The 24,554-nt window shown below is 56.0% G+C and carries 23 protein-coding genes; 4 read left to right on the top strand and 19 right to left on the bottom strand.

All coding sequences use genetic code 11. The annotated features are described in order from the left end of the window. Positions 1 to 2: 2 nt before the first annotated feature. From trkH to EBA31_RS00365, 4 genes are all read right to left on the bottom strand, one after another. A complete protein-coding gene (gene trkH / locus EBA31_RS00380; protein ID WP_020824856.1) occupies positions 3 to 1,454 on the bottom strand; it encodes a Trk system potassium transporter TrkH in 1,452 nt (483 codons plus the stop codon). Positions 1,455 to 1,489: 35 nt separating this feature from the next. Next, positions 1,490 to 2,104, bottom strand: a complete 615-nt coding sequence (locus tag EBA31_RS00375; RefSeq protein WP_122076601.1) for an IMPACT family protein — start codon at positions 2,102 to 2,104, stop codon at positions 1,490 to 1,492. Next, positions 2,104 to 3,435 (bottom strand): Xaa-Pro dipeptidase, encoded by a 1,332-nt coding sequence (gene pepQ / locus EBA31_RS00370; protein ID WP_020824854.1) that lies wholly within the window; start codon positions 3,433 to 3,435, stop codon positions 2,104 to 2,106. The genes EBA31_RS00375 and pepQ overlap by 1 nt, the downstream gene beginning before the upstream one ends. A gap of 117 nt (positions 3,436 to 3,552) precedes the next feature. After that, a complete protein-coding gene (locus tag EBA31_RS00365; RefSeq protein ID WP_122076598.1) occupies positions 3,553 to 4,749 on the bottom strand; it encodes an MFS transporter in 1,197 nt (398 codons plus the stop codon). A 233-nt stretch (positions 4,750 to 4,982) separates the two neighbouring features. Between EBA31_RS00365 and fadB the strand changes: the two genes are divergently transcribed. Together fadB and fadA are read left to right on the top strand one after the other, a co-directional pair. After that, positions 4,983 to 7,172, top strand: coding sequence for a fatty acid oxidation complex subunit alpha FadB (gene fadB / locus EBA31_RS00360; RefSeq protein ID WP_122076595.1), 2,190 nt, complete (start codon positions 4,983 to 4,985; stop codon positions 7,170 to 7,172). Between the two features lie 10 nt (positions 7,173 to 7,182). After that, positions 7,183 to 8,346 carry an acetyl-CoA C-acyltransferase FadA gene (gene fadA, locus EBA31_RS00355; RefSeq protein WP_020824851.1) on the top strand — a complete coding sequence of 388 codons (1,164 nt, stop codon included), beginning with the start codon at positions 7,183 to 7,185 and terminating at the stop codon, positions 8,344 to 8,346. Positions 8,347 to 8,514: 168 nt separating this feature from the next. Here fadA and fre read toward each other — a convergent pair whose 3' ends face one another. The 3 genes from fre to pepE all read right to left on the bottom strand — a co-directional run bounded on the left by fre (position 8,515) and on the right by pepE (position 11,700). Beyond that, entirely contained in the window at positions 8,515 to 9,216 is a 702-nt protein-coding gene (gene fre, locus EBA31_RS00350) for an NAD(P)H-flavin reductase (protein ID WP_020824850.1), read from the bottom strand. 174 nt (positions 9,217 to 9,390) lie between these two features. Continuing rightward, complete coding sequence (gene ubiD, locus EBA31_RS00345; protein ID WP_020824849.1) at positions 9,391 to 10,911, bottom strand: 4-hydroxy-3-polyprenylbenzoate decarboxylase; 1,521 nt, start codon at positions 10,909 to 10,911, stop codon at positions 9,391 to 9,393. A 63-nt stretch (positions 10,912 to 10,974) separates the two neighbouring features. Further along, positions 10,975 to 11,700 (bottom strand): dipeptidase PepE, encoded by a 726-nt coding sequence (gene pepE / locus EBA31_RS00340; RefSeq protein ID WP_046374708.1) that lies wholly within the window; start codon positions 11,698 to 11,700, stop codon positions 10,975 to 10,977. Between the two features lie 244 nt (positions 11,701 to 11,944). Here pepE and rfaH point away from each other — a divergent pair, with 244 nt between their 5' ends. After that, positions 11,945 to 12,433 (top strand): transcription/translation regulatory transformer protein RfaH, encoded by a 489-nt coding sequence (gene rfaH / locus EBA31_RS00335; protein WP_020824847.1) that lies wholly within the window; start codon positions 11,945 to 11,947, stop codon positions 12,431 to 12,433. Between the two features lie 45 nt (positions 12,434 to 12,478). On the opposite strand, the gene hemB is transcribed toward rfaH, so the two are convergent. The 12 genes from hemB to udp all read right to left on the bottom strand — a co-directional run bounded on the left by hemB (position 12,479) and on the right by udp (position 23,145). Beyond that, positions 12,479 to 13,501 carry a porphobilinogen synthase gene (hemB, locus tag EBA31_RS00330; RefSeq protein WP_020824846.1) on the bottom strand — a complete coding sequence of 341 codons (1,023 nt, stop codon included), beginning with the start codon at positions 13,499 to 13,501 and terminating at the stop codon, positions 12,479 to 12,481. 14 nt (positions 13,502 to 13,515) lie between these two features. Then, on the bottom strand, positions 13,516 to 14,298 hold the full coding sequence (tatD, locus tag EBA31_RS00325) for a 3'-5' ssDNA/RNA exonuclease TatD (RefSeq protein WP_122080568.1): 783 nt from the start codon (positions 14,296 to 14,298) through the stop codon (positions 13,516 to 13,518). A gap of 51 nt (positions 14,299 to 14,349) precedes the next feature. Beyond that, on the bottom strand, positions 14,350 to 15,120 hold the full coding sequence (gene tatC / locus EBA31_RS00320) for a Sec-independent protein translocase subunit TatC (protein ID WP_012004722.1): 771 nt from the start codon (positions 15,118 to 15,120) through the stop codon (positions 14,350 to 14,352). A 3-nt stretch (positions 15,121 to 15,123) separates the two neighbouring features. Beyond that, positions 15,124 to 15,690 (bottom strand): Sec-independent protein translocase protein TatB, encoded by a 567-nt coding sequence (tatB, locus tag EBA31_RS00315; protein WP_122076591.1) that lies wholly within the window; start codon positions 15,688 to 15,690, stop codon positions 15,124 to 15,126. Between the two features lie 3 nt (positions 15,691 to 15,693). Next, complete coding sequence (gene tatA, locus EBA31_RS00310) at positions 15,694 to 15,957, bottom strand: Sec-independent protein translocase subunit TatA (RefSeq protein WP_020824842.1); 264 nt, start codon at positions 15,955 to 15,957, stop codon at positions 15,694 to 15,696. Between the two features lie 80 nt (positions 15,958 to 16,037). Further along, complete coding sequence (gene ubiB / locus EBA31_RS00305; protein ID WP_020824841.1) at positions 16,038 to 17,669, bottom strand: ubiquinone biosynthesis regulatory protein kinase UbiB; 1,632 nt, start codon at positions 17,667 to 17,669, stop codon at positions 16,038 to 16,040. After that, positions 17,666 to 18,274 (bottom strand): SCP2 domain-containing protein, encoded by a 609-nt coding sequence (locus tag EBA31_RS00300; RefSeq protein ID WP_122076588.1) that lies wholly within the window; start codon positions 18,272 to 18,274, stop codon positions 17,666 to 17,668. The genes ubiB and EBA31_RS00300 overlap by 4 nt, the downstream gene beginning before the upstream one ends. 13 nt (positions 18,275 to 18,287) lie before the next feature. Further along, a complete protein-coding gene (ubiE, locus tag EBA31_RS00295; RefSeq protein WP_020824839.1) occupies positions 18,288 to 19,043 on the bottom strand; it encodes a bifunctional demethylmenaquinone methyltransferase/2-methoxy-6-polyprenyl-1,4-benzoquinol methylase UbiE in 756 nt (251 codons plus the stop codon). A gap of 79 nt (positions 19,044 to 19,122) precedes the next feature. Beyond that, positions 19,123 to 20,670, bottom strand: a complete 1,548-nt coding sequence (gene rmuC, locus EBA31_RS00290; protein ID WP_122076585.1) for a DNA recombination protein RmuC — start codon at positions 20,668 to 20,670, stop codon at positions 19,123 to 19,125. 140 nt (positions 20,671 to 20,810) lie between these two features. Next, positions 20,811 to 21,341 (bottom strand): DedA family protein, encoded by a 531-nt coding sequence (locus EBA31_RS00285; protein ID WP_020824837.1) that lies wholly within the window; start codon positions 21,339 to 21,341, stop codon positions 20,811 to 20,813. Between the two features lie 87 nt (positions 21,342 to 21,428). Next, positions 21,429 to 22,211 carry a tyrosine-protein phosphatase gene (locus tag EBA31_RS00280; RefSeq protein WP_046374711.1) on the bottom strand — a complete coding sequence of 261 codons (783 nt, stop codon included), beginning with the start codon at positions 22,209 to 22,211 and terminating at the stop codon, positions 21,429 to 21,431. 172 nt (positions 22,212 to 22,383) lie between these two features. Then, positions 22,384 to 23,145 (bottom strand): uridine phosphorylase, encoded by a 762-nt coding sequence (gene udp / locus EBA31_RS00275; protein ID WP_020824835.1) that lies wholly within the window; start codon positions 23,143 to 23,145, stop codon positions 22,384 to 22,386. 512 nt (positions 23,146 to 23,657) lie between these two features. Here udp and EBA31_RS00270 point away from each other — a divergent pair. After that, positions 23,658 to 24,494 (top strand): dienelactone hydrolase family protein, encoded by an 837-nt coding sequence (locus EBA31_RS00270; protein ID WP_020824834.1) that lies wholly within the window; start codon positions 23,658 to 23,660, stop codon positions 24,492 to 24,494. Positions 24,495 to 24,554 lie beyond the last annotated feature (60 nt).

Here is a 24,554-nt window from a genome sequence, read left to right as displayed (position 1 = left end):
GGTCATTCGCGCCAGAACGTCGGCGTAAACAGAACCAGCAGTGTAAAGACCTCAAGGCGACCAAACAGCATCGTCAGAACCAGGATCCACTTTGCCGGTGCAGGCATGGTAGTAAAGTTATCCGCCACCACCCCCAACCCCGGCCCCAGGTTGTTCAGCGTCGCCGTCACAGCAGCGAAGGCAGAGAAATCATCCACACCGGTTGCGATAATGGCCAGCATGCTGACGATAAAGACCAACGCATAAGCCGAGAAGAATCCCCATACCGCCTCCAGGATCCGTTCCGGCAGTGCACGGTTACCCAATTTTATCGTGTAAACCGCGTTAGGGTGCACCAGCCTTTTTAGCTCACGCGAGCCCTGCAAATAGAGCAACAGAATACGGATCACTTTCAGACCGCCCCCCGTCGAGCCGGCACAGCCACCGATAAAGGCAGAGCAAAGCAGCAACATCGGCAAGAATAACGGCCATTTGGAAATGCTGTCGGTAGTAAAGCCCGCCGTCGTCGCCATCGACACCACCTGGAAGAATGCCTGATTGAGCGTTTCCATACCGGTTTTGTAAACACCATGCCCCCAGAGTACGCCAGTGCAGACCACCACCAGCGTCAACTGGACGGCGATAAACATGCGAAACTCAGGATCACGCCAGTACACTTTCAGGCTTCGCCCGCTCAACAAGGCAAAGTGCAGGCCGTAGTTACAACCGGAAATCAGCAGGAAAATAGCAATAATGGTGTTGATGGTGGGACTGGCGTAGTAACCGATGCTGGCATCGTGGGTAGAGAAGCCGCCAATGGCGATGGTCGAGAAGCTGTGGCCTATGGCGTCGAACATCGACATGCCGGCCCCCCAGAGCGCCAACGCGCAGGCAATGGTCAGCAGAACATAAATCAGCCACAGGGTTTTAGCCGTTTCGGCAATGCGCGGGCGCATTTTGTTATCTTTCAGCGGGCCCGGCATTTCTGCCCGGTACAACTGCATCCCCCCGACACCGAGGATCGGCAGTATCGCTACGGCCAACACGATGATCCCCATCCCGCCCATCCATTGCAGCATCTGCCGATAGAACAAGATGGCTTTGGGTAACGAGTCCAACCCCACCAAAGTTGTCGCCCCCGTGGTGGTCAAACCGGAAAACGACTCGAAGAAGGCATCGGTCAGCGACAGGTTAGGCCGCTCCGAAAATAAAAACGGCAATGCCCCGACGCTGCCCAGCACCGTCCAGAACAGCACCACGATCAAAAAGCCTTCCCGCGGTTTCAACTCGTGCTTTTGTTTACGGTTAGGCCACCACAGCATCAGGCCAATGGTCACCGCCACAAAGAAGGTCTGGCTGAAAGCCCGCCCTGCCCCATCGCGGTATATCAATGCCACCAGACCAGGAATAAACATCGTCCCGGAGAACAGGATGACCAACAAACCCACGATACGGGTAATAGCGCGAAAATGCATTTCAGCACGATCCTTAGCAATTCAGTTGGGGGGAATTATTGCGAAATGGGGGTTAATTGCAAATTACCGCGACTGAGATCACGTAATTTATTCCCGAACGCCTCAACGCCGGTGACCGGTAAAGCCAGATGCAGCACGACGGAGGCACCATATTCCCCCTGTACAATCCGCCCTTCTGTTTGCTGCAACAGATTCTCTACCAGTGCCAACTGAGCATAGTCGCATTGCAAAGTATATTCGGCCTGCGGGATCTTGTAGCTCACGGCCAACTGTTTTAATGCCTGCTGCACCCCGCTACCGTAGGCTCTTACCAAACCGCCGGTGCCCAACTTGATACCGCCGTAGTAACGTACCACTACGGCGGTGATTTCGCCTATGCCGCTGCCCATAAGCTGCGCAAGGATAGGTTTACCCGCCGTGCCGGAGGGCTCCCCGTCATCTGAGAAGCCTAATTGCTGAGAATCGGTCGGCGGCCCGGCGACAAATGCCCAGCAATGGTGCCGCGCTGCCGGGTGCTCATCACGTACCTGCTGGATAAACGCCTTGGCCGCATCAACCCCGCTGGTCAGCGCCAGCAGGGTGATAAAACGGCTCTTCTTGATTTCCTCGCTGACGCTAATGGGGCCTGCGGGGATCGGATAAGGCTGCATCAGGCCAGGTTCAGATCGCGCGTCATGTTCTCAATGCGCTTTTCATGGATCACGATATTGTCTTCAATACGGATACCACCATAAGGTTTCAGCGCATCGATACGATCCCAGGCAAAGTGTTGGCTGAATTCGCCGCTGCGCCACGGTGCCAGCAGGGATTCAATAAAGTAGAGGCCAGGTTCGATGGTCAACACCATGCCAGGTTGCAATACGCGGGTGCAGCGCAGGTATGGGTACTTAGATGGCGCCGCCAGGTGAGTACCTTGTTCATCCTGCATAAAACCGGCTGAGTCGTGTACCTGCAGGCCCAGAGGGTGGCCCAAACCGTGCGGCAGGAATGGCGTGGTAAGCCCTTGTTCCACCATGGCTTCTTCGCTGATGCCGCTCACCAGTTTGTGGCTTTTAAGCAATTTGGCGATGCGCTGGTGCATCTGTACATGGTAATCGGTGTAACGCACACCGGCTTTGATGGTTTCCATCAGCGCCAACTGCTCGTTATTAAGATCTTTAACCAACTGGGCGAAATCGCTGCCGCTCTGGCCAGCATAAGTACGAGTCAGATCGGCCGCATAGCCGTTATATTCCGCACCAGCATCGATCAAAAAGCTCAGCATTTCAGCCGGCGGTTGGTGGTCCAGCGTGGTGTAATGCAGTACCGACGCATGCTCATTCAGCGCAACGATATTGTCGTAAGGCACATCGGTATCGCGATGGCCTGTCGCCGTGAGATAAGCCAGGTTGATATCAAACTCACTCATGCCTGACAGGAAAGCTTCGTGGGCAGCACGATGCCCCATAACCGCCGTCTTCTGCGCTTCACGCATGCAGGCCAGCTCGTAGCCGGTTTTGATTGAGCGATGGAAGTCGAAGTAGTTCAGCACCGCTTTAGGGTTAACGTTTTCTGCCGAAATACCGAGATCGCGAGCGCGCTGTTGCGCATAACCGATATAGCCCACGCGCTCACGCTGGGCTGGCAGCTGCTGAGCGATATCGTCAGCATTGGCCAGCGGTATCAGTTCAACAGATTTGGTCCAGAAACTGTCCGGCAGCGGCTCAACGCTATGCCAGTAATCGACCGGCGAATAGAACCACAGCTTCGGTTTGTTAACGCCGTCCACCCACAGCCAGCAGTTTGGAACCGAAGTCACCGGCACCCAGGCTTTAAAATGCGCATTCACTTTGAACGGATAACTGCGGTCGTCCTGGAATATCCGCTGCAGTTCCCCTGAGTGAATCAGCAACGCGTCCAGTTTGTTGCGCGTTAACACTTCACGCGCGCGTTTTTGCAGTTCTGCCAGGTGGTCGTTATACAAAGAAGCCAGTGTTTCCATCACAATACCCTTTTACATACCATTAGAACGGAATGCCTCATCTTAGCACACCGTTCCTGCGTACCAACCTCATCGCCTCTGGCATGCGGGGCGCTTCGCAAATCACTGTAAATGTCGTTACATCCGCAGCTTAACAATTAACCAGGCGATAAAACCTGACGAGGCGATCGCGGCGGCCCACAGACCGTGATGCTCAAGCAAAACGGCACCGGCCGCAGCGATACCCGCCAGGCACTGCTGCAGAAACCCACACAACGCCATGGCATAGGCACCCTGCTCTTTGGCATCGCTGACGGCCATCGCCATACTGTTAGGGAACAATACCGCCTGGCCAAAAATCGTCAGGCAGTACAGCACAATGAATAACGCCATGCCGGAAAGCCCCACCAGCACACCGCTCCACCACAGCAGCATGATCGCGACGGTCGTCATAGCGACAATACTCGCTCCTATCTGCATTAGCCGTTTGCCGCCGAAACGCGCCACCGTCCGATTCACCGCCATCGCCCCGGTAAAGTAAGCTACGCCGATCACCAATCCTAGCGCCCCAAAGGCCGTCACGTTCAGACCAAACCCCTGCTGCATAATAAACGGGCTCACCTCTTGCAGGGTTACCGTAGTAGCGAACCCTAATCCACCGACGCATGCCGGCCAGAAAAATCCCGGCCGACGCAAAATGCGCCAATAGGCCGTGGCCATCGGCGGACGAGGCCCCGCCCCCCTGCCAGCTTCCAACGGCAGCGTCTGCATAAGCAGCAGGATCGCCAGCCCGGTCAGCCCCATCAGTACAAAGCCCATTTGCCAGTGCGAATATTGACTCAGCAACCCACCGATAAACTGCCCACCGCCCAACGCGGCGATAAAGGCAATCGACAATACCGAAAGGCGTCGTGCCAGCTCGTCACCGCTCCAGTTATCGCGAACAATAATGCGTGCGATGATCGCGGCGCCCCCGGCGGCAATGCCCTGCAGTGCCCTCAGCACCAATAATTGGGTACCATTGCTGCAAAACGCCAGCAGCGCGCTGCAACTGATAAACAACGCCAACGACAACGTCAGCGGCAGACGCCGCCCAAAGCGATCGGCCGCCGCGCCCCAAAACAGCACCGGTAGCGCGGCGCCAATGACGAATATTGATATCGATAGCTCGGTGGCGCGGCGCGTCATCGACAATTCCTGCATCACCGTCGGCAACGAAGGCAGATACACCGTTGTCGCCATCTGCGCCATGAAGACCAGCAAGCAGGCCAGCGTCATGGTTCTGGCGGGAAGACTCCAAAACCCACTCTGTTTTGCACATACCGCCTTACTCATTTCGCACCTCTGGGTGTTTAGCGCTTCGCTCCGGCAAGTGTATGAGGGGTTTCCCACACCAGCAAATCACCATAAGGCATAAAATATAACTTCGTTTTAAATCAAAATATTAACCCAGAGCCATGTGATCCGCCCTGCAAAAATGCAATCTCTTATTTGCATATTGTTAACATAAAAACCACACTCCTCATCATCTGGTCATACCAGATCAAACGCTGATTCAGGAGATAGACATGCTCTACCAAGGCGAAACATTACAACTGCACTGGCTCGACAACGGCATCGCCGAGCTGGTGTTCAATGCCCCAGGTTCTGTAAACAAGCTGGATACCCGCACCGTTGCCAGCCTGGGCGAAGCGCTCACGGTTTTGGAAAAGCAGACCGAGCTGAAAGGCCTACTGCTGCGTTCCACGAAAGCCGCCTTTATTGTCGGCGCCGATATCACCGAGTTCCTTTCTTTATTTGCGGCTCCAGCAGAAAAACTGCAGGAATGGCTGGTCTTTGCCAATAGCATCTTTAACCGGTTGGAAGATCTGCCGGTACCGACCATTTCGGCCATTAACGGCTATGCGCTCGGCGGCGGTTGCGAATGCATTTTGGCTACCGACTTCCGCGTCGCTTCACCGGATGCACGCATTGGCCTGCCGGAAACCAAACTGGGCATCATGCCCGGTTTCGGCGGTTCCGTACGTCTACCACGCCTGTTGGGTAACGACAGCGCATTGGAGATCATCGCCGCCGGTAAAGACGTCAGCGCCAAAGACGCACTGAAGGTTGGCCTGGTAGATGCAGTGGTTGCCCCGGAAAAATTGGTCGATGCCGCGCTGAAAATGCTGCAACAGGCGATCGACGACAAACTGGATTGGCGCGCTTATCGTCAGCCAAAGCTCGAGCCATTGAAGCTTAGCCCAATCGAAGCCGCCATGAGTTTCACCACCGCCAAAGGCATGGTGATGCAAACCGCGGGCAAACATTACCCGGCACCGATGACCGCGGTCAAAACCATTGAGGCCGCTGCCAAGCTGGGTCGCGATGAAGCGTTGAAATTGGAAACCGCCAGCTTTGTGCCATTGGCCCGCTCCAAAGAGGCGCGCGCCCTGGTCGGCATTTTCCTCAACGATCAGTTTGTGAAAAGCCAGGCGAAGAAGCGGGCGTTGAATGCTGAAGCACCGAAGCAAGCTGCTGTGTTGGGGGCCGGTATCATGGGGGGCGGCATCGCCTACCAGTCCGCGCTGAAAGGCGTGCCGGTGATCATGAAAGACATCAGCGACAAATCCCTGACGCTCGGCATGAATGAAGCCGCCAAGCTGCTGAACAAGCAGCTGGAGCGCGGCAAGTTGGATGGCATGAAGATGGCCCAGGTGCTGTCGACCATTCAGCCAACGCTGGACTATGCCGGTATCGAGCGCGCACAGGTCATCGTCGAAGCCGTGGTCGAGAATCCTAAGATCAAGGCGGCAGTGCTGTCCGAAGTGGAAGGCCTGATTGGCGAGGATACCGTCCTGGCCTCCAATACGTCGACCATTCCGATTAATCACCTGGCGAAATCGCTGAAACGTCCGCAGAATTTCTGCGGCATGCATTTCTTTAACCCGGTACACCGTATGCCGCTGGTAGAAATCATCCGCGGCGAGCAGACCAGCGACAGCACTATTGCTGCGGTGGTGGCCTACGCCAGTCGCATGGGTAAAACGCCGATTGTGGTGAATGACTGCCCGGGGTTCTTCGTCAACCGCGTGCTGTTCCCGTATTTCGCCGGTTTTAGCCTGCTGCTGCGCGACGGCGCGGATTTCCGCCAGATCGACAAAGTGATGGAAAAACAGTTTGGCTGGCCAATGGGCCCGGCTTATCTGCTCGACGTGGTGGGGATTGATACCGCGCACCATGCCCAGGCAGTGATGGCTTCCGGTTTCCCTGAGCGTATGGGCAAAGATTACCGTGACGCTATCGACGTGATGTTCGATAACCAGCGTTTCGGTCAGAAAAATCAGTTGGGCTTCTATCGCTACAGCCAGGACAGCAAAGGCAAGCCGCGTAAAGACAACGATGAGCAAACCGATGCCCTGTTGGCGACCGTCAGCCAGCCACGTCAAACCGTCAGTGACGAAGAAATCATTGCCCGCATGATGATCCCGATGATCAATGAAGTGGTGCGTTGTCTGGAAGAAAACATCATCGCCAGCCCGGCCGAGGCCGATATGGCACTGGTCTACGGCATCGGTTTCCCGCCGTTCCACGGAGGGGTATTCCGCTACCTGGATACGCTTGGCACCACCCATTACGTCGAAATGGCTCAGCGTTACGCGCATCTTGGCGCTCTGTATCAGGTGCCTGCCGGCCTGCGTGCCAAAGCCGAACGTAATGAAAGCTACTACCCGGTGGCAGCGCCGCTGTCCGATGTCTCCACTGGCCAACCGGCATGAGGTCATAAAGATGGAAAACGTAGTTATTGTTGATGCCGTACGCACGCCGATGGGCCGCTCCAAGGGCGGAGCCTTCCGCCAGGTACGAGCCGAAGATCTTTCCGCTCACCTGATGCGTGCCGTACTGAGCCGCAATTCGGCGTTGGACGCAGCCGAAATTGACGACATTTACTGGGGTTGTGTGCAACAGACGCTGGAGCAGGGCTTTAACATCGCCCGTAACGCTTCGCTGCTGGCTGAGATCCCGCACAGCGTACCGGCCGTAACCGTCAACCGGTTATGCGGCTCCTCCATGCAGGCGCTGCACGATGCAGCGCGCGCCATTATGGTCGGCGACGCGCACGTCAGCCTGATTGGCGGCGTCGAACATATGGGCCACGTGCCGATGAACCACGGCGTGGATTTCCACCCGGGGCTCAGCCGCAGCGTGGCAAAAGCCGCCGGCATGATGGGCCTGACCGCCGAGATGCTGGCCAAGATACACAATATCAGCCGTCAGATGCAGGACGAGTTCGCCGCGCGTTCACACCAACGTGCGCATGCCGCCACCCTGGCCGGCTACTTCAAGAATGAAATTATTCCCACCACCGGCCACGACGCCGACGGTGTGCTGACACGTTATGACTTCGACGAAGTGATCCGCCCGGAAACCACCGTTGAAAGCCTTGCGGCACTGCGCCCGGCATTCGATCCGGTCAACGGCACTGTGACCGCAGGCACCTCTTCGGCCTTGTCCGACGGGGCATCCGCCATGCTGCTGATGAGTGAATCTCGTGCCAAAGCGCTCGGTCTGAAAGCCCGTGCACGCATTCGCTCAATGGCGGTCGTCGGCTGCGATCCGTCCATTATGGGCTACGGCCCGGTGCCTGCCAGCAAGCTGGCGTTGAAGCGCGCCGGCCTGACCGTGCAGGACATCGACCTGTTCGAACTGAACGAAGCCTTTGCTGCACAGTCATTGCCATGCATCAAGGATCTGGGCCTATTGGACAGCATCGATGACAAAATCAACCTGAACGGCGGCGCCATTGCGCTGGGTCACCCGCTGGGTTGCTCAGGTTCCCGCATCTCGACCACCCTGCTGAACAACATGGAACGCCGCGATGTGCAGTTCGGTCTGGCGACCATGTGTATTGGCCTGGGCCAGGGGATTGCCACCGTCTTTGAACGCGTTTAGCTGTGTCTATTTGGCCTGACTGCGTCACACTTTAAACCGCAGCACGCCAACAAGTTTAGTTGCCGTACTTCCCGCCTGTCAGGGGCGGGTTTTTTTATGCCTGAAATCCGCAGACGGCCAATAAAAAAGGGCAGCCATTGGCCACCCCATTTTTTCCCGCTTCGCCGCTTAGATAAACGAGAAGGCGTCGCCAAACATGTGCGCTTCCAGCGCGCCACGTTCGGCACAGAAGCGTTCACGAGCGATTTTCGCCATCTCGAAACGACCGGCAATATAAATGTCGTGCTCCGCCAGCGTACCGAAATCCTGCAATACCGCACTGAGCACCGTGCCGCTGCGGCCACGCCACTCTTCTTCCGGTTGTTCAACCACCGGAATGACTTTCAGGTTCGGATGCTGCACTGACAGCGCTTCCAGCTCGCTCAAATCATACAGGTGCTTGAGCTCGCGCCCGCCCCAATAGATAGAGATATCGCGGTCAGGCTGCTGCTCGAGTGCGGCCAACAGAATCGAGCGCGCATATGAGAAGCCGGTGCCGCCGGCGATCAACACCAGTGGACGGCTGCCCTCTTCACGCAGCCAAGCGTCACCGTGCGGAATATCAACGGTAATCGCCTGCTCTTTCAGAATGCGATCCATCACTGCCATGGCGTACAGATTCAGTTCCGAAGCACCGATATGCAGTTCAATATAATCCTGCTCTGTCGGGGTCGATGCCAGCGAGAACGGACGCTTGTCGCGCTCATCCATCACCACCATCAGATACTGCCCTGCCTTGAAAGAAAACGGCGCCTCTGGCACCAAACGTACCCGGTAAACCGTATCGGTAATGGCCTCTACGGAGGTCACTTTACAGCTCAATATTGTCATGCGTTCCCTCTGTCGGGTCATCAATGCAAAACTGAGAACAGAGCCTGACATACCCTTCATATTTGAAGCTGCATCTTTGTTGGCTTTTCTCGCTTACCCCAGTCACTTACTCAAGTAAGCTCTTGGGGTGCGCTGCGTTGCCGCCGCAATGCAACTCCAATTATTTTGGGTACATTATAATGTCGGTTCTCTGTCACTGAAAATTGCGAGCTCATCCCAGATGTCATCGATGCGCGCACGCACCTTTTCATCCATCTCAATCGGACGGCCCCATTCGCGCTCGGTTTCACCCGGCCATTTGTTGGTGGCATCCAGCCCCATCTTCGAACCCAAACCGGAAACCGGTGAGGCGAAGTCCAGATAATCGATCGGCGTATTCTCCACCATCACGGTATCCCTTGCCGGATCCATTCTGGTGGTAATCGCCCAAATCACATCATTCCAGTCACGCGCATTGACGTCATCGTCGCAGACGATAACAAACTTGGTGTACATAAATTGACGCAGGAACGACCAGACGCCCATCATTACGCGTTTAGCATGACCAGCATACTGTTTCTTGATGGTCACCACCGCCAGACGATAAGAACAGCCTTCGGGCGGCAGATAGAAGTCGACAATTTCCGGGAACTGCTTTTGCAGAATGGGAACGAAGACTTCGTTCAGCGCCACGCCCAGCACCGCAGGCTCATCCGGCGGACGGCCGGTGTAGGTCGAGTGGTAAATGGCATCGCGACGCTGGGTGATGTGAGTGATGGTAAATACCGGGAAGTGGTCGATCTCGTTGTAGTAACCGGTGTGATCGCCATACGGGCCTTCCGGTGCCATTTCACCCGGTTCAATGTAGCCTTCCAACACGATTTCCGCGCTGGCCGGCACTTCCAAATCGCAGGAGAGGCACTTGACCACTTCGGTTTTGTTGCCGCGCAGCAGCCCGGCAAAAGCATATTCAGACAGGGTATCCGGTACCGGCGTCACCGCGCCGAGGATAGTGGCGGGATCCGCCCCTAATGCCACCGCAACCGGGAAACGCTCACCGGGATGCGCCTGACACCATTCCTGATAATCCAACGCGCCGCCACGGTGGGACAGCCAACGCATGATCACTTTATTTTTGCTCAGCACCTGCTGGCGATAGATGCCCAGATTCTGGCGCTCTTTTTGCGGCCCCCGGGTTACCGTCAGCCCCCAGGTGATCAGCGGCGCAGCGTCTTCCGGCCAGCAGTGCATCACCGGGATACGGCTGAGATCAACGTCATCGCCCTGCCATACTTGTTCCTGACAAGGGGCTGAACCCAACACCTTGGTCGGCATGTTCAACACTTGTTTGAACTTCGGCAGTTTGTCGAACAGATCGCGAAAGCCCTTCGGCGGCTCTGGCTCTTTCAGGAACGCCAGCAATTTGCCGACCTCGCGCAACGAGCTGACATCTTCCTGGCCCATGCCCATCGCAACGCGGTTGGCGGTACCGAACAGATTGCACAACACCGGCATATCGTACCCTTTAGGGTTTTCGAACAGCAGTGCAGGGCCGCCCGCACGTAAAGTACGATCGGCAATTTCTGTCATTTCCAGATAGGGATCAATCGGCTGGCTGATGCGTTTTAGTTCCCCTCTCTTTTCCAGCAACGAGAGGAAATCGCGTAAGTCACGGTATTTCATGCTGATCATTATAACGGCCAGTGAGGAGGGCATTATAAGCCCTCTTCACAGTTGTTGCTGCACTTTTGTTAAACACCGGTAAAGACATCGTCGGCGTTAGTGGCAGGTAAAGGGCACCAGCGGACGCAATGCCCGGGTATCGCGATATTCCTGAGTTTCCACACCGTGGCGGAACACCTTGAAACCTTGATCTCTGGCGCTAAAGTAACGCAGATCATTACCCTCAACGTGCAACAGGCTGCCCTCGCGCAGCGCCACCACGGATTCGCTCGGGTTAACCGCGCAGAACTCGGCCAGGCGTTCATCACGGGTTTCCCCCATGTGGCCGCTAATATGGGCGTCGATGTAATGCGGGTTAATCTGCACCGGGAACAGGCTCAGTGCCGGCAGTACGACGCTGTTACGCACCGGCATGTCATTGGTGGTGCGAATACTTGGTGTGGCAACGTTACACCCGGCGCTCCACCCCACGTAGGGCACGTTACGTTCACGAACCGCCCGTTGAATCGGGACGATTAGCCCGTTTTCATGCAGCATCTGGTTCAACATCCAGGTATTGCCGCCGCTGACCAAAATGCATTCTGCCTGTTCAATCGCCGCCGCGGGAGAGTCGGCGTGGTGAATACTGGTAACCTTGATGCCGAGAATTTTCGCCAGTTCCTGTGCACGCTGATCGTAATCGCTGCGGATCATGGCATAGGGGATAAATACGGCGGACGTAATGCCACGGCGCGCGATCATCGCCAACAAGTGGCTCTTGGCATAACCCAGCAGCTCATCCTCACCGGACAGCTTGCCGTTGCTCAACAAAAATAACTCCATTTTTCCCCCTCAATCGAAAACGATGAATAACGTCACACCCGACGAAAGCAGCACAAGGCATACTCCGACGGTAACAAATTTTTAGCCCTCTGTTATACCCAAGCCGTGCGAATAAGTGTGTGACCCCTCGCTAATTGCCAACGATTCATGCAGATAGCGGTCGTTACATGCTGAAACTTGCATCACTATGTATCCGTAATGGCTTTTGATATGCTTACCGGCTGACAGAAAGGCATGTGAAATTATGGAATCTTGGTACCTACTGTATTGCAAGCGCGGCCAACTTTTACGGGCGCAGGACCATTTGGAACGGCAGGAAGTGAACTGCCTGAGTCCGATCATAACGCTGGAAAAGATCGTACGCGGTAAACGCATTGCGGTCAGCGAACCCCTGTTTCCGAACTACCTGTTTGTGAAGTTCGATCCGGAGCGCATCCACACCACCACCATCAGTGCAACTCGTGGTGTCAGCCACTTTGTACGCTTTGGTTCAACGCCGACCACTATCCCGCAGAAAGTCATCGAAGAGCTGCAGACGCATACCGGTGAAACCTACGTCGATCCGGAAACGCCACAGCCGGGTGATAGCGTGTTAATCGTCGATGGCGTGTTCGAAGGGCTGAAGGCGATTTACACCGAGCCGGACGGCGAAGCCCGTTCGATGCTGCTGCTGAATCTGATCAACAAGCAGGTCAGCCAAAGCGTGGATAACCGGCAATTCCAAAAACTGTAATGCAAAAAGGCGCCCAGGGCGCCTTTTACATAGATGACTTACGCCTTAGCGCTGCATCGCTTCGTCATGCATCCACTGAGCGACTCGCTTGGCGAAGTAGGTCAGTACGCCATCGGCGCCGGCACGCTTAAAGCACATCAGCGATTCCATCACCGCCGGTTGCTCCTGCAACCAACCGTTTTGAATCGCCGCCATGTGCATCGCATACTCACCGGAAACCTGATAGGCGAAAGTCGGCACGCCAAAGGTATCCTTCACCCGACGCACTACATCGAGATACGGCATACCAGGCTTCACCATCACCATATCCGCACCTTCCTGCAGATCCTGTGCGATCTCCTGCAGCGCTTCGTCGCTGTTGGCCGGGTCCATCTGATAGGTTTTCTTGTTGCCGCCTTTCAGATTACCGCTGGAACCGAGCGCATCGCGGAACGGGCCATAGTAGCAAGACGCATATTTGGCGGAGTAAGCCATGATTTGAGTATTCACCAGACCCTGATGTTCCAGGCGATCGCGGATCGCGCCGATACGGCCGTCCATCATGTCACTCGGTGCCACGATCTCTGCCCCGGCTTCCGCGTGAGACAGCGCCTGGCGAACCAGGATCTCTTTGGTGATGTCGTTAATGACATAACCTTGTTCGTCGATAACGCCGTCCTGACCGTGAGTGGTGTAGGGATCGAGCGCCACGTCCGTCAGAATACCCAGCTCAGGCACCGCGTCTTTTAATGCACGCACCGTACGCTGTACCAGACCTTCCGGGTTATAAGCTTCTTCCGCATGCAGTGACTTCAGGCCAGGTTCAATCACCGGGAACAGGGAGATCACCGGCACGCCAAGTTTGGCGATGGCTTCCGCTTCTTTGATCAGCAGATCGATGCTCATGCGCGATACGCCGGGCATCGATGCCACCGCTTCCTGACGGTTACTGCCTTCCATGACAAATACCGGATAAATCAGGTCGTTAACAGTCAGTTGGTTCTCGGCCACCAGGCGGCGGCTGAAATCGTGACGGCGCACACGGCGCATACGGCGACCCGGGAAGGTACCCGGAAATGCATAGCTCATAGTTTTCTCCTAACTCATTCCAGCCGGAATAGCCGGCGGGCGTTCTCATCGGTTTTCTGCCCCAGCCATTCGGGATCTTCTTGTCGCCAGGTAGCCACCTGCCGGACGATATGAGGCAAAAAACAGGGTTCGTTGCGGCGAGATGCAGGTTTCGGATGTAAATCCCGGGGCAACAGATAGGGTGCGTCGGTTTCCAACAACAGACGTTCGGCGGGGATCTGCGGCAACAATGCACGCAACTCCAGGCCACGTCGCTCATCACAGACCCAACCGGTAATCCCGATCGACAGGCCCAGCGACAAGCAACTTTCTAATTCTTCGGCGGTGCCGGTAAAACAGTGCACCACCGCCGCGGGCAGTTTATCCAACCACGGCGTCAACAGTGCGGCAAAACGTGCGTGCGCATCACGGCAGTGAAGAAAAACCGGCATCTCCAGCTCCGCCGCCAGCGCCAGTTGGGCGCTGAATGCGCTCTCCTGCTGCTCTGGGGTAGAAAAGTTACGGTTAAAGTCCAGCCCGCATTCACCTATCGCTACGACCTGCGGCTGCGAGGCCAACTCGCGGATCCGCTCCGCGGTCTGCTCATTCCAACTGCTGGCCTGATGGGGATGCACACCGGCGGTGGACCAGCAATAACCAGGATGCTGCTGCGCCAGTTCACAGGCAGCCTGGCTTTCCTGCAAATCAGTACCGGTAATCAATAGCCCTGTCACGCCTGCGGTTCGTGCGCGATCCAGCACCGCTGGGCCGTCTTTGGCAAACTGTGAACTGGTGAGGTTTACGCCAATATCAAACATGGTTTTCCCAATGCAAAAGCCGCCCATCGGGCGGCTCAGGAGCAAACAAATTTAAGGTGCCGGGGGTTCGTCACCCTCGTCTTCTTCTTCCGGCTGCGGACGACGTTTACCGGTGTAGAAACGAGCAAAGAACACGCCCACTTCAAACAACAGATACATCGGAATGGCCAGCAGGGTTTGCGAGAACACATCCGGCGGGGTCAGAAGCATGCCGACCACGAAAGCCCCGACCAGAACGTAAGGACGTTTCTTTTTCAGATCTTCCGGTGAGGTGACGCCACTCCAGCACAGCAAAATAATGGCAACCGGCACCTCAAATGCCACGCCAAACGCCATAAACAGCGCCATGACGAAGTCGAGATAGTTATTGATGTCGGTGGCAATCATCACCCCGGCCGGCGCGGTTTTGGCAAAAAAGCCGAACGCCAGCGGGAAGACGATAAAGTAGGCAAAGGCCATGCCGAGATAAAACAGCAGGCTGCTGGAGACCAGTAAAGGCATCATCAGGCGACGTTCATGCTTATACAACGCCGGCGCGATGAAGGACCAGACCTGGTACAAGATAACCGGTGCGGACACGAACACCGAGACGATCATCGTCAATTTGATCGGGGTAAAGAACGGTGAGGCCACGTCTGTGGCGATCATGCTCGCCCCGGCAGGCAACTGCTTGATCAGCGGCGCGGACACCAGTTGATAAATATCATTGGCGAAAAAAACCAGCACCAGGAAAATCGCCAGTATGCTGATAATCGAGTTTAACAACCGCTTACGCAGTTCTATCAGATGACTGATAAGGGGTTGGGTATCTTCAACAGCCATGTTTTAACGATCGCCACTAGGTTGGTGAGACGCTGGGGTTTTATCCACAACAGGTTCTGGGGTTGCCTGAACAGCCGGCTCGACCGGTTGTTTCACCGGAGCAATGACCGGCTGCGCAACCTGCGGCGTTGCCGTTACAACCGGCTCCGGCACTGCAGCCGGAGAGGATGCTACGGCCGCGGCTTCCGCCGGCGTCACGCCGTCATGAATGGCTTCCGGGTCTGTGACCAGAGGGTTATGGATGGTGTGCGCAGGTTCGGTTTTGGTGCCACTGTCGCCCTGATAAGAACGTTTCAGCGATTCCGCTGCGTCTTTCAGCTCATCCATTGACGCCTTCAGCTCCGGCGACAAATTCTGCATGCCGGCCTTCTCTACCTTTTTCAGGCTGTCCTGCAGTTCCTGCAGCTTCAGTTCCTGAGAAAGTTCGTTCTGCACCGAAGCCGCAAGCGAACGCAGCGCGCGGATCCAGCCCGAAACTGTTCTTACCGCTACCGGCAACCGTTCTGGCCCAAGTACCACCAGGCCAATCACCAGAACCAGCAGCAGTTCACTAAACCCAATGTCAAACACGGTTTATACCTGCTCTTTATTCTTCGACTCTTCCGCTTTCACTTCCGGCTGCTTATCGGTAATAGGCTTGGCCGTGAAGTCAGCGTCATCCAGGCTGCTTTTCTCAGCCGTGTTGGTCGGCGGCGTGTTGTCATCGCCGATCGCCTTTTTGAAGCCCTTGATTGATGCACCGAGATCGGACCCCAGAGTACGGAGTTTTTTGGTACCAAACAGCAGCACCACGATCACTGCGATGATCAACAATTGCGTAATACTAATACCGCCCATTGCAATTACCTCTATTTTTACAGGGTTTTTTCAAAATCCGTCGCATTATACGGCAGATTTTACCAGAGTTTCGAATCAATTCAGGTGGTTCGCTTCCAGCCAATCACCCAGGATACGATGCCGGCTGCCATCAGCCATGCGGGAAACACTTCGACGTCCCCCAACAGCAAAATCGTACCGCTTACTAACAGTGTAGCGCCAACGCCGAACAAATAACGTGATTGCCCTTGGCGAACGCGCTGAGCCTGCATCTGGTTGGTGAGCTTATCAACGCTTTGTTGCAACAGCTTATGTTGCTGCAGGCTATCGTAAAATAATTCAGGCAGTTCGGGCAGTTTCTCCGCCCAAAACGGCGCTTTTTCTTTCAGTGCCCGGATCACCGCCGGAATACCGACCTGATCGCGCATCCAACTTTCCAGGAAAGGCTTGGCGGTAGTCCACAAATCCAACTGCGGATAGAGCTGGCGTCCCAGACCTTCAACATACAGCAAGGTCTTCTGCAATAACACCAGTTGGGGTTGTACTTCCATATTGAAACGGCGAGCGGTGTTGAACAGGTTTAACAAGACGTTGCCGAACGAAATTTCCGACAGCGGTTTTTCGAAAATAGGCTCGCACACGGTGCGGATAGCGAACTCGAAATCCTCCACGTTGGTGTCGCGTGGCACCCAGCCTGAATCAACATGCAACTCTGCCACCTTACGGTAGTCGCGATTGAAGAAGGCGATAAAGTTTTCCGCCAGATAGCGCTTATCATCTTTGTTCAGCGAACCGACAATACCGCAGTCAATGCCGATATAGCAGGGATCTTCAGGATGCTCATAGCTGACAAAGATATTGCCGGGATGCATGTCCGCATGGAAGAAGCTGTCGCGGAAGACCTGGGTAAAGAACACCTGTACCCCGCGTTCGGCCAACAATTTCATGTTGGTGCCCTGCTTCTCCAGTGTCGGAATATCCGAAACCGGAATGCCGTAGATCCGCTCCATCACCAGCACGCTTTCGCGGCAGTAATCGGAATAAACCTCGGGCACATACAGCATCGGGCTGCCGTCGAAATTACGGCGCAGTTGAATGGCGTTGGCCGCTTCGCGCAACAGGTTCAGTTCATCCAGCAAGGTCTTTTCATATTCGCGCACTACTTCCCGCGGGCGCAAACGGCGACCGTCCGGCATCAGTTTTGGCACCCAGGCCGCCAGGCGATACATCAGGCGAACGTCGGCCTTGATGATCGGCCCGATATCCGGCCGGATCACCTTCAGCACCACTTCCTGCCCGGTGGTTTTCAGCCGTGCGGTATGGACCTGAGCTATGGATGCCGAAGCCAGCGCCTGTTGGTCAAAATCATCGAACCAGGTTTCCAGTGGGCCGCCCATCGCCAATTCGATATGCTTGCGCGCCAGGGCGCCGTCGAAGGGGGCAACCCTGTCCTGCAGCAACGTCAGCTGATCGGCAATCTGTGGCGGGAACAGGTCACGACGGGTAGACATCATCTGACCAAACTTAATCCATACCGGCCCCAGTTCCTGCAAGGCCAGCCGCAGACGCTCCCCCAGCGGTTTATCCGCGTGGCGGTTTGGCATCCAAAACAGCAGACGTCGGCCAAAGCGCAAAGGCAACGTCAAACGCATCTTGGGGATCAGTTCATCCAGGCCATAACTGAGGAAAACGCGGACGATCAAATACAGGCGGCGTAGTTCGCCAGGGGTCATCGTTTACCCTCCAACTTGTCCATGCGAGCAATCAGCGCTTCGGCACTGCGAACGGTGGCGTCAACTTCCTCGTTAAACCACACCACTTCCAGCGGGCCAGGAGCCACACGCCACTCTTCCGTCAGGGTTTCGGCCACGTAATGCTGTTGACGCTGCAAGCCTTTCTTCAGCAAATTCGCGCCCTTGCCGAACGCCTGAGTGACGCCTTGAGCGGCAATATCGCCGATATAAGGCGCCAGCCATTCCGCCGGATCCCACTCAGCCAGATCAAGCAGGCCGACCAACTGCTGTACCACCTGAATATCACCTTCAACAATCAGCTCGCCGCTGCGCATCAAGGGCGAAAGCTGTTGGCGGTCGCGCAGTTTAAGCAGTACCGATATGCGGCTGCGCACCGTGCAGTCGGCGGTATCGTCAGACTGACCAAACACATCGACTCGCTGCTCACTGAAGATCAATACCAACGGCGAAGCAAGCTCCTGCAACTCTATGCGCAGCACCTTGCCAGCCAGGCGAAGGCGGGCTGCCTTCATGCTGCGATCGCGGAACAGCAGGTTATTGAGCGATGTTTCCAGCACGCCGGTCAACAAAGGGGTTAGCAGCATCGGCATGTCCATATCAGAATTTGAAGCCGCGATGCAGGGCAACAATACCGCCGGTCAGGTTAAAATAGGTCACGTTGTCAAACCCGGCTGCGCCCATCATGCCCTTCAGCGTTTCCTGATCGGGATGCATGCGGATCGACTCGGCGAGGTAACGGTAGCTTTCTGGATCCTTCACCACCAGTTCGCCGATTTTCGGCAACACGTGGAAAGAATAAGCGTCGTAAGCCTTGCTCAGCGGGGCCAGCAAGGGTTTGGAGAACTCCAGCACCAACAAACGGCCACCCGGTTTCAACACGCGGAACATGGAGCGCAGTGCCTTGTCTTTGTCGGTGACGTTGCGCAGACCGAAGGAGATAGTGATGCAGTCAAAATAGTTGTCCGGGAACGGCAGCGCTTCGGCGTTGGCCTGCACATAGCTGACGTTGCCGACAATGCCGCGGTCCCGCAGCTTCTCGCGCCCCATTTTCAGCATGGAATCGTTGATGTCCGCCAGCACTACCTGCCCCTGCTCACCGACCATGCGGGAGAACTTGGCGGCCAGATCACCGGTACCACCGGCCAGATCCAACACACGCTGCCCACGGCGCACGCCGCTGCAGTCAATGGTAAAACGCTTCCAGATACGGTGGATACCAAACGACATCAGGTCGTTCATCACGTCATACTTTGCCGCTACCGAATGAAAAACGTCTGCCACCATGGCCTGCTTTTCGTCTCGAGCTACGGTGCGAAAACCGAAATCGGTGGTTTCCTGCGGTTGATCTGCCATTGTCCTGCCTGCTATTCAGTCAATTTAGTGTGGTTGAGTGTACCAGAACCCCACGAAATACCCCACCTCGCCGCGGCTGTCATGCCTGCGATGCGGAGCGTGGTTGCTCTGCGGCGTCGTCATCCTCCGCCCCCGGCAGCGCGTCAATGTCATCTTCGCCCGCTGCCTCGAATTCTTCGTCATGCTGTGCGCTGGCCTGCTGGGCCAGCAGCGGGTTGATAGGTCTTTTCACTTCAACCCCCAGCGCGCGGAACCCCTCGGTCTGGCCGATAAGATTACCACGGCCTTCACTCAGTTTGTTCATCGCCTGGCGATAACTCCCCTGAGCCTTGTCCAGGCTCTGCCCAAGCGCCGACATGTCGTCAACGAACAACCGCATTTTGTCATACAGCCGCGCAGCCCGGTCGGCAATGCGTTGAGCATTCTGGCTCTGATGTTCATAGCGCCACAGGTTGGTGATGGTGCGCAGGGCGACCAGCAAGGTGGTTGGGCTCACCAGCATAATGTTGTGCTTGAGCGCTTCGCTAATCAATTCCGGCTCACGGTCTATGGCCAAAAGGAAAGCCGGCTCCACCGGTATAAACATCAACACGTAGTCCAGTGAACGCAGGCCGGGTAACTGCTGATAATCCTTACGACCCAGCAGACGAATATGGCCACGTAGCGAGGCAATATGCTCACTCAGCGCCGCCTCACGCTCCACTTCATCTTCGCTGTTGAAGTAACGCTCATAGGCCACCAGCGACATTTTTGCATCGATCACCACGTCCTTACCCTGCGGCAGGCGCACGATAACGTCGGGCTGCATCCGACTCTGATGGTCCAGCCGCACGTTGACCTGCGTTTCGTATTCGTGCCCTTCCCGCAGGCCAGAGGCTTCCAGCACCCGACTTAATACCACCTCGCCCCAATTGCCCTGGGTTTTATTATCCCCTTTCAAGGCCTTGGTCAGGTTAATAGCCTCACGCGCCATTTGCGCATTAAGCTGCTGCAGGTTGCGTATTTCGTGGGTCAGCGTATGACGTTCGCGAGCTTCCTGGCCAAAACTGTCCTGCACCTGGCGGCGAAAACCGTCCAGTTGCTCACGCAACGGCAACAGCAGACGATCCAGACTTTGCTTATTTTGCTCATCCACCTTGCGACCGCTGTGTTCAAAAATGCGGTTGGCCAAATTTTCAAACTGGGTGGTGAGACGCTGCTCGCTATTGATCAACAGGCGCTGCTTCTCTTCCGCCGCCATGCGGGTTTCCTCCAGACGGATGGTCACCTCACGCAGCTCGGCTTCCTGGGCGCTGTTCACTTCACGCTGGGCACGCAGTTCCTGGTTCAACAATTCGCACTCGTTGCGCCAGTGATTAAGCTGCTGAAGCTTTTCGTGCCCTGCAGCCAGCTGGCTGTGCAAATTGCGCAGCTCCATATCGTTCTGCCGCATTTGCTGTTCATTGCGCAGGAGCGTCTCTTGCCGGGCTGCCGTTTCCTGCTGCGCCTGTTGCAGCGATTGTTCCAGCAGCCGCAGCTCGGTTTCATGCTGCGCATGGGACTGCTGCACCCTCAGGCTGGCGATTAACCAGCCCAACAGCAGGCCTACCGTCACCCCGCCTATACCGTAAACCAAACTGGTATCCACCCTGCCTCCTGTTACACCTGACCGTTCCGGCGTTTTATCCGCCCGCTGCCCGTCACGTTAAGGGGATGCTGTATGGATGTCCAGCCTGATTTCGTCCCAACGGCGCATTATTGCGAACCGCTGCGCAAGTCAGGCAAAGATTAGCCAAACCACTGGCTTAACCACTTGATGCCAAACGCCCCCGGCGCGAGAATGCCGAACGCCCAGATCATCGCCGAAGTAATATTCGCCACCTGAAAATAACGCTGGGGCATACCGCAAATGCCACCAACCAGCGGGACCACGGCCCGCAACGGACCAAAGAAGCGGCCAATGAAAATGCCCAGCACGCCCCAGCGCTCAAAAAACGCATGGCCGCGCGTCAGCAGCTGCGGATTACGCGATAGCGGCCACATGTGCGCCACGCGATCTTGATAGTGGTAGCCAATCCAGTAAGAAAGCCAGTCACCAAAGAAAGCGCCCGCAGCGGCGGCGGCCCAGATAGGCCAAAAGGCAATGCCGCTTTCGCCAATCAGCGCACCCAGCGCCAGCAAGATCACCGTGGCCGGCAACAGCAGCGACAGGAACGCCAGCGATTCGCCAAACGCCAGGAAGAAGATAATCGGGATGGCCCAGCCTTCGTGCTGACGCACGGTCTCGCTGATCCAGTGGATAATGTCATTGAGGCTCAATACGGGCTCCTGATGCGGGATTTACTGCCCCAAGGATACGCAATGCCAGCTGGCGTCGGTTAAACCCCGGCTAAACATCCACGCGGTTTACTCGAGGTAGAACGCCTGTAGCGCTGCTCGCTGGCTTTGCCCCAGCCCGTATTCCGCCTCCAGCCAACGGTCGGTAGAACCGTATTGGTCACGGATGCAACCCAGGGCAGTCATCAGGAACTCTTCTCGGGCGCTAAGCACATAGGCAAACTGCCCCAATGCCGAGTCACTTAAACGAATCGACAGTTGATCCAACATTTGTTCACGGAAGGTCGCCAACGTGGTTTCTGTCAGCAGGTAATCTTCCACCACCGTCGCCTCATCGGCACCCAGTGCGAACAATACCAACGCCGATCCGACCCCCGTGCGATCCTTACCGACTGCACAGTGCTGGACGATAGCACCGTTATCGGTATGGCTCAGCAACTGAGTCAACTGTTGGTAGGCCGGATTGCCGAACGGCAGTCGGCGATATAACTCCAGCATAAACGCCCGCGCATCAAAACCGGCCAGCGTTTCGCTGGTCAGTTTTTCCAGGTTGGCATTAACCTCATTGCTCAACGGGTTGGCAGGAAAATGATGGTAATCCGCGCCCTGCCACAGGATATCGGGCTTGGCCTGCACTTCATCGGGATCGCGGTAATCCAGTACCGATCGCACCGGCACGCCGGCCAGGAAGGCGCAGTCGTTTTCCGTCAGGCGCTCCAGCGACCCGGAACGGAACAGTAATCCTCGCTTGATGCGACGGCCATCAGCAACGCTGTTACCACCGAGATCGCGAAAGTTAATGCCGCCATCAAGCGGTGCCAATGAAGGATGAAGCAGGATCTGGGCGGTCATAGACGTCCTCGTGTTTATTGTCTGATAAAACGCAACCTGAGAGCCAAGGTAAAACCGGGCTCAACGGGTCAAAGAGGTGGCCAGTTAAGATGGCGCTGATGATGATAACCGTAACAGATTACGGCTGAATGGAAAAACGGACCGCGTGGCGGCCCGTTGAATTGCGGAGGGATTACAGCAGGCGACGCGCCGCATCAACCACGATCTGCACCGCTTTGCTCTCGGTGTTTTTCATGGTTTCCGCGTTCGGAATTTCCTGCTGGGTACGGTTAACGATCACACCGGCAACCATACCGGCACGCAGGCCCTGGCTGGCACACATGGTCAGCAGCGTGGCGGATTCCATTTCATAGTTCATCACGCCCATCGATTGCCATTCTTCCATCGAACCTTTGAAACGGCTAACGACGCGCCCGGAGAAGGTATCGTAACGTTCCTGGCCTGGATAGAAGGTGTCGGAAGACGCGGTTACGCCGATGTGCGTGGTCGCGCCTGCTGCCTTGGCAGCTTCGACCAGTGCGGTAGTACAGGCGAAGTCGGCCACCGCCGGGAACTCCATCGGCGCGAAGTGCAGGCTGGCACCGTCCAGACGAACCGCCGCGGTGGTGACCAGCACGTCACCTACATTGATGTCTGACTGGATCGCACCGGTGGTGCCGATTCGCAGGAAGGTACGAATACCCAGCTGTGCCAGCTCTTCAACCGCGATAGACGTCGAAGGACCGCCGATACCGGTGGAACAGACGATCACTGCCTTGCCGTCCAGCTCTGCACGCCAGGAGGTGAATTCACGATGGGAAGCCAGGTGCACCGGATTTTCCATCAGCTTGGCAATTTTCTCTACGCGCTGCGGATCGCCAGGAACGATGGCAAGCTGGGCCCCTTGTAAATCGTTTTTGGTCAGGCCGAGATGGAAAACGTCAGATTGAGACATACGAGACTCCTCATAGATCATGTTTATTGGGAGGAACAAAAAAGTACTCTACTGAAAATCGCCACGCAATTTCGTGACGGCAATCACTACAGACAAAGAAACAGAATGCAATCTACATAACTCTTGTGACTAAAGTCACAAAAATTAGCAAGAAGGCCCGCCTGTTGGCCCCAATAGCCACCAGTCTAGTCGACAAATCGCCCCGCCGGTTTCCCCTGCTACTCGGAGTTTATCAAGGCGGTTTGCCAATAAATCCCCTATGCAGTCACAGAAAAATAGCTTTGGTTTGTCGGGGACTTAGCCCGAATAAGCGGAACTAACGCACCTTATGGTACTAATGCAGGTCAACTTGCGTAATAGCATGATAAAAAGACAATAAAAACGCGGTAAAGCCGGATATTTAATCGTTTTTTACAGACTTGACTGAAAATGCTCCACTCGATGCCAATAACGGGTAATCTTTCCTATAGTTAATCGCAGCGCTTTTCTCTATTGATTGCACGGAGACCGCAATGAAAACCGATCATGTGATGACATTAAAACAGGCCCAGGGGGGATTCACCCCGGCCGTAACCCCCCTGGCGGCTTCTACCATCCTCACCGACGAGCAGGGCATTCATACCGGGGAAACCACCATTCCTTCTCAGGGTGACAACCTACCTGCCTATATCGCCAAACCGGCGGACCACAGCGGCCCCTTCCCGGTCGTTCTGGTGGTACAGGAGATATTTGGCGTACATGAACATATTCAGGATGTGTGCCGTCGTCTGGCGAAGCAGGGTTATCTGGCGATAGCGCCGGAACTGTACTTCCGTCAAGGGGATGCCCGGGAATACACCGATATCAGTGAACTGTTCCAGAATCTGGTGAGCAAGGTGCCGGATCGTCAGGTGCTGGCGGATCTGGATCATGCTGCCCATTGGGCAACGCGCCACGGCGGCGATGCCGGCAAGCTGGCGATTACCGGTTTCTGCTGGGGCGGGCGTATTAGCTGGCTCTATGCCGCGCACAACCCGCAGTTAAAGGCTGCGGTGGCCTGGTACGGTAGGTTGGTGGGTGAAAAAACGCTGAATTCGCCAAAACACCCGGTCGACGTTGCGACACAGCTGACGGCACCGGTGCTGGGACTTTACGGCGGCCAGGACAGCAGCATCCCGCTGGAGACGGTGGAAAGCATGCGTCAGGCGATCCGCGCGGCCAACGCCAATGCCGAGATCGTGGTGTATCCCGAGGCCGGCCATGCCTTCAATGCCGACTACCGGCCCAGCTACAACGCCGAAGCGGCAGAGGATGGCTGGCAACGTATGCTGGCTTGGTTCGCGCAGCACGGAGTGCCAGGCGTTAAATAGCCTCTCGTCTTAAGGCTGCCTGATCGGCAGTCATTTGCGATATGAAAAAGGGCGCCGAAG

The sequence above is a fragment of the Serratia sp. P2ACOL2 genome (assembly GCF_003691565.1).
GTDB classification, from domain to species: Bacteria; Pseudomonadota; Gammaproteobacteria; order Enterobacterales; family Enterobacteriaceae; genus Serratia; species Serratia liquefaciens.
The sequence above is the reverse complement of the archived record's forward strand: the minus strand, read 5'-3'. Positions and strand labels throughout refer to the sequence as shown.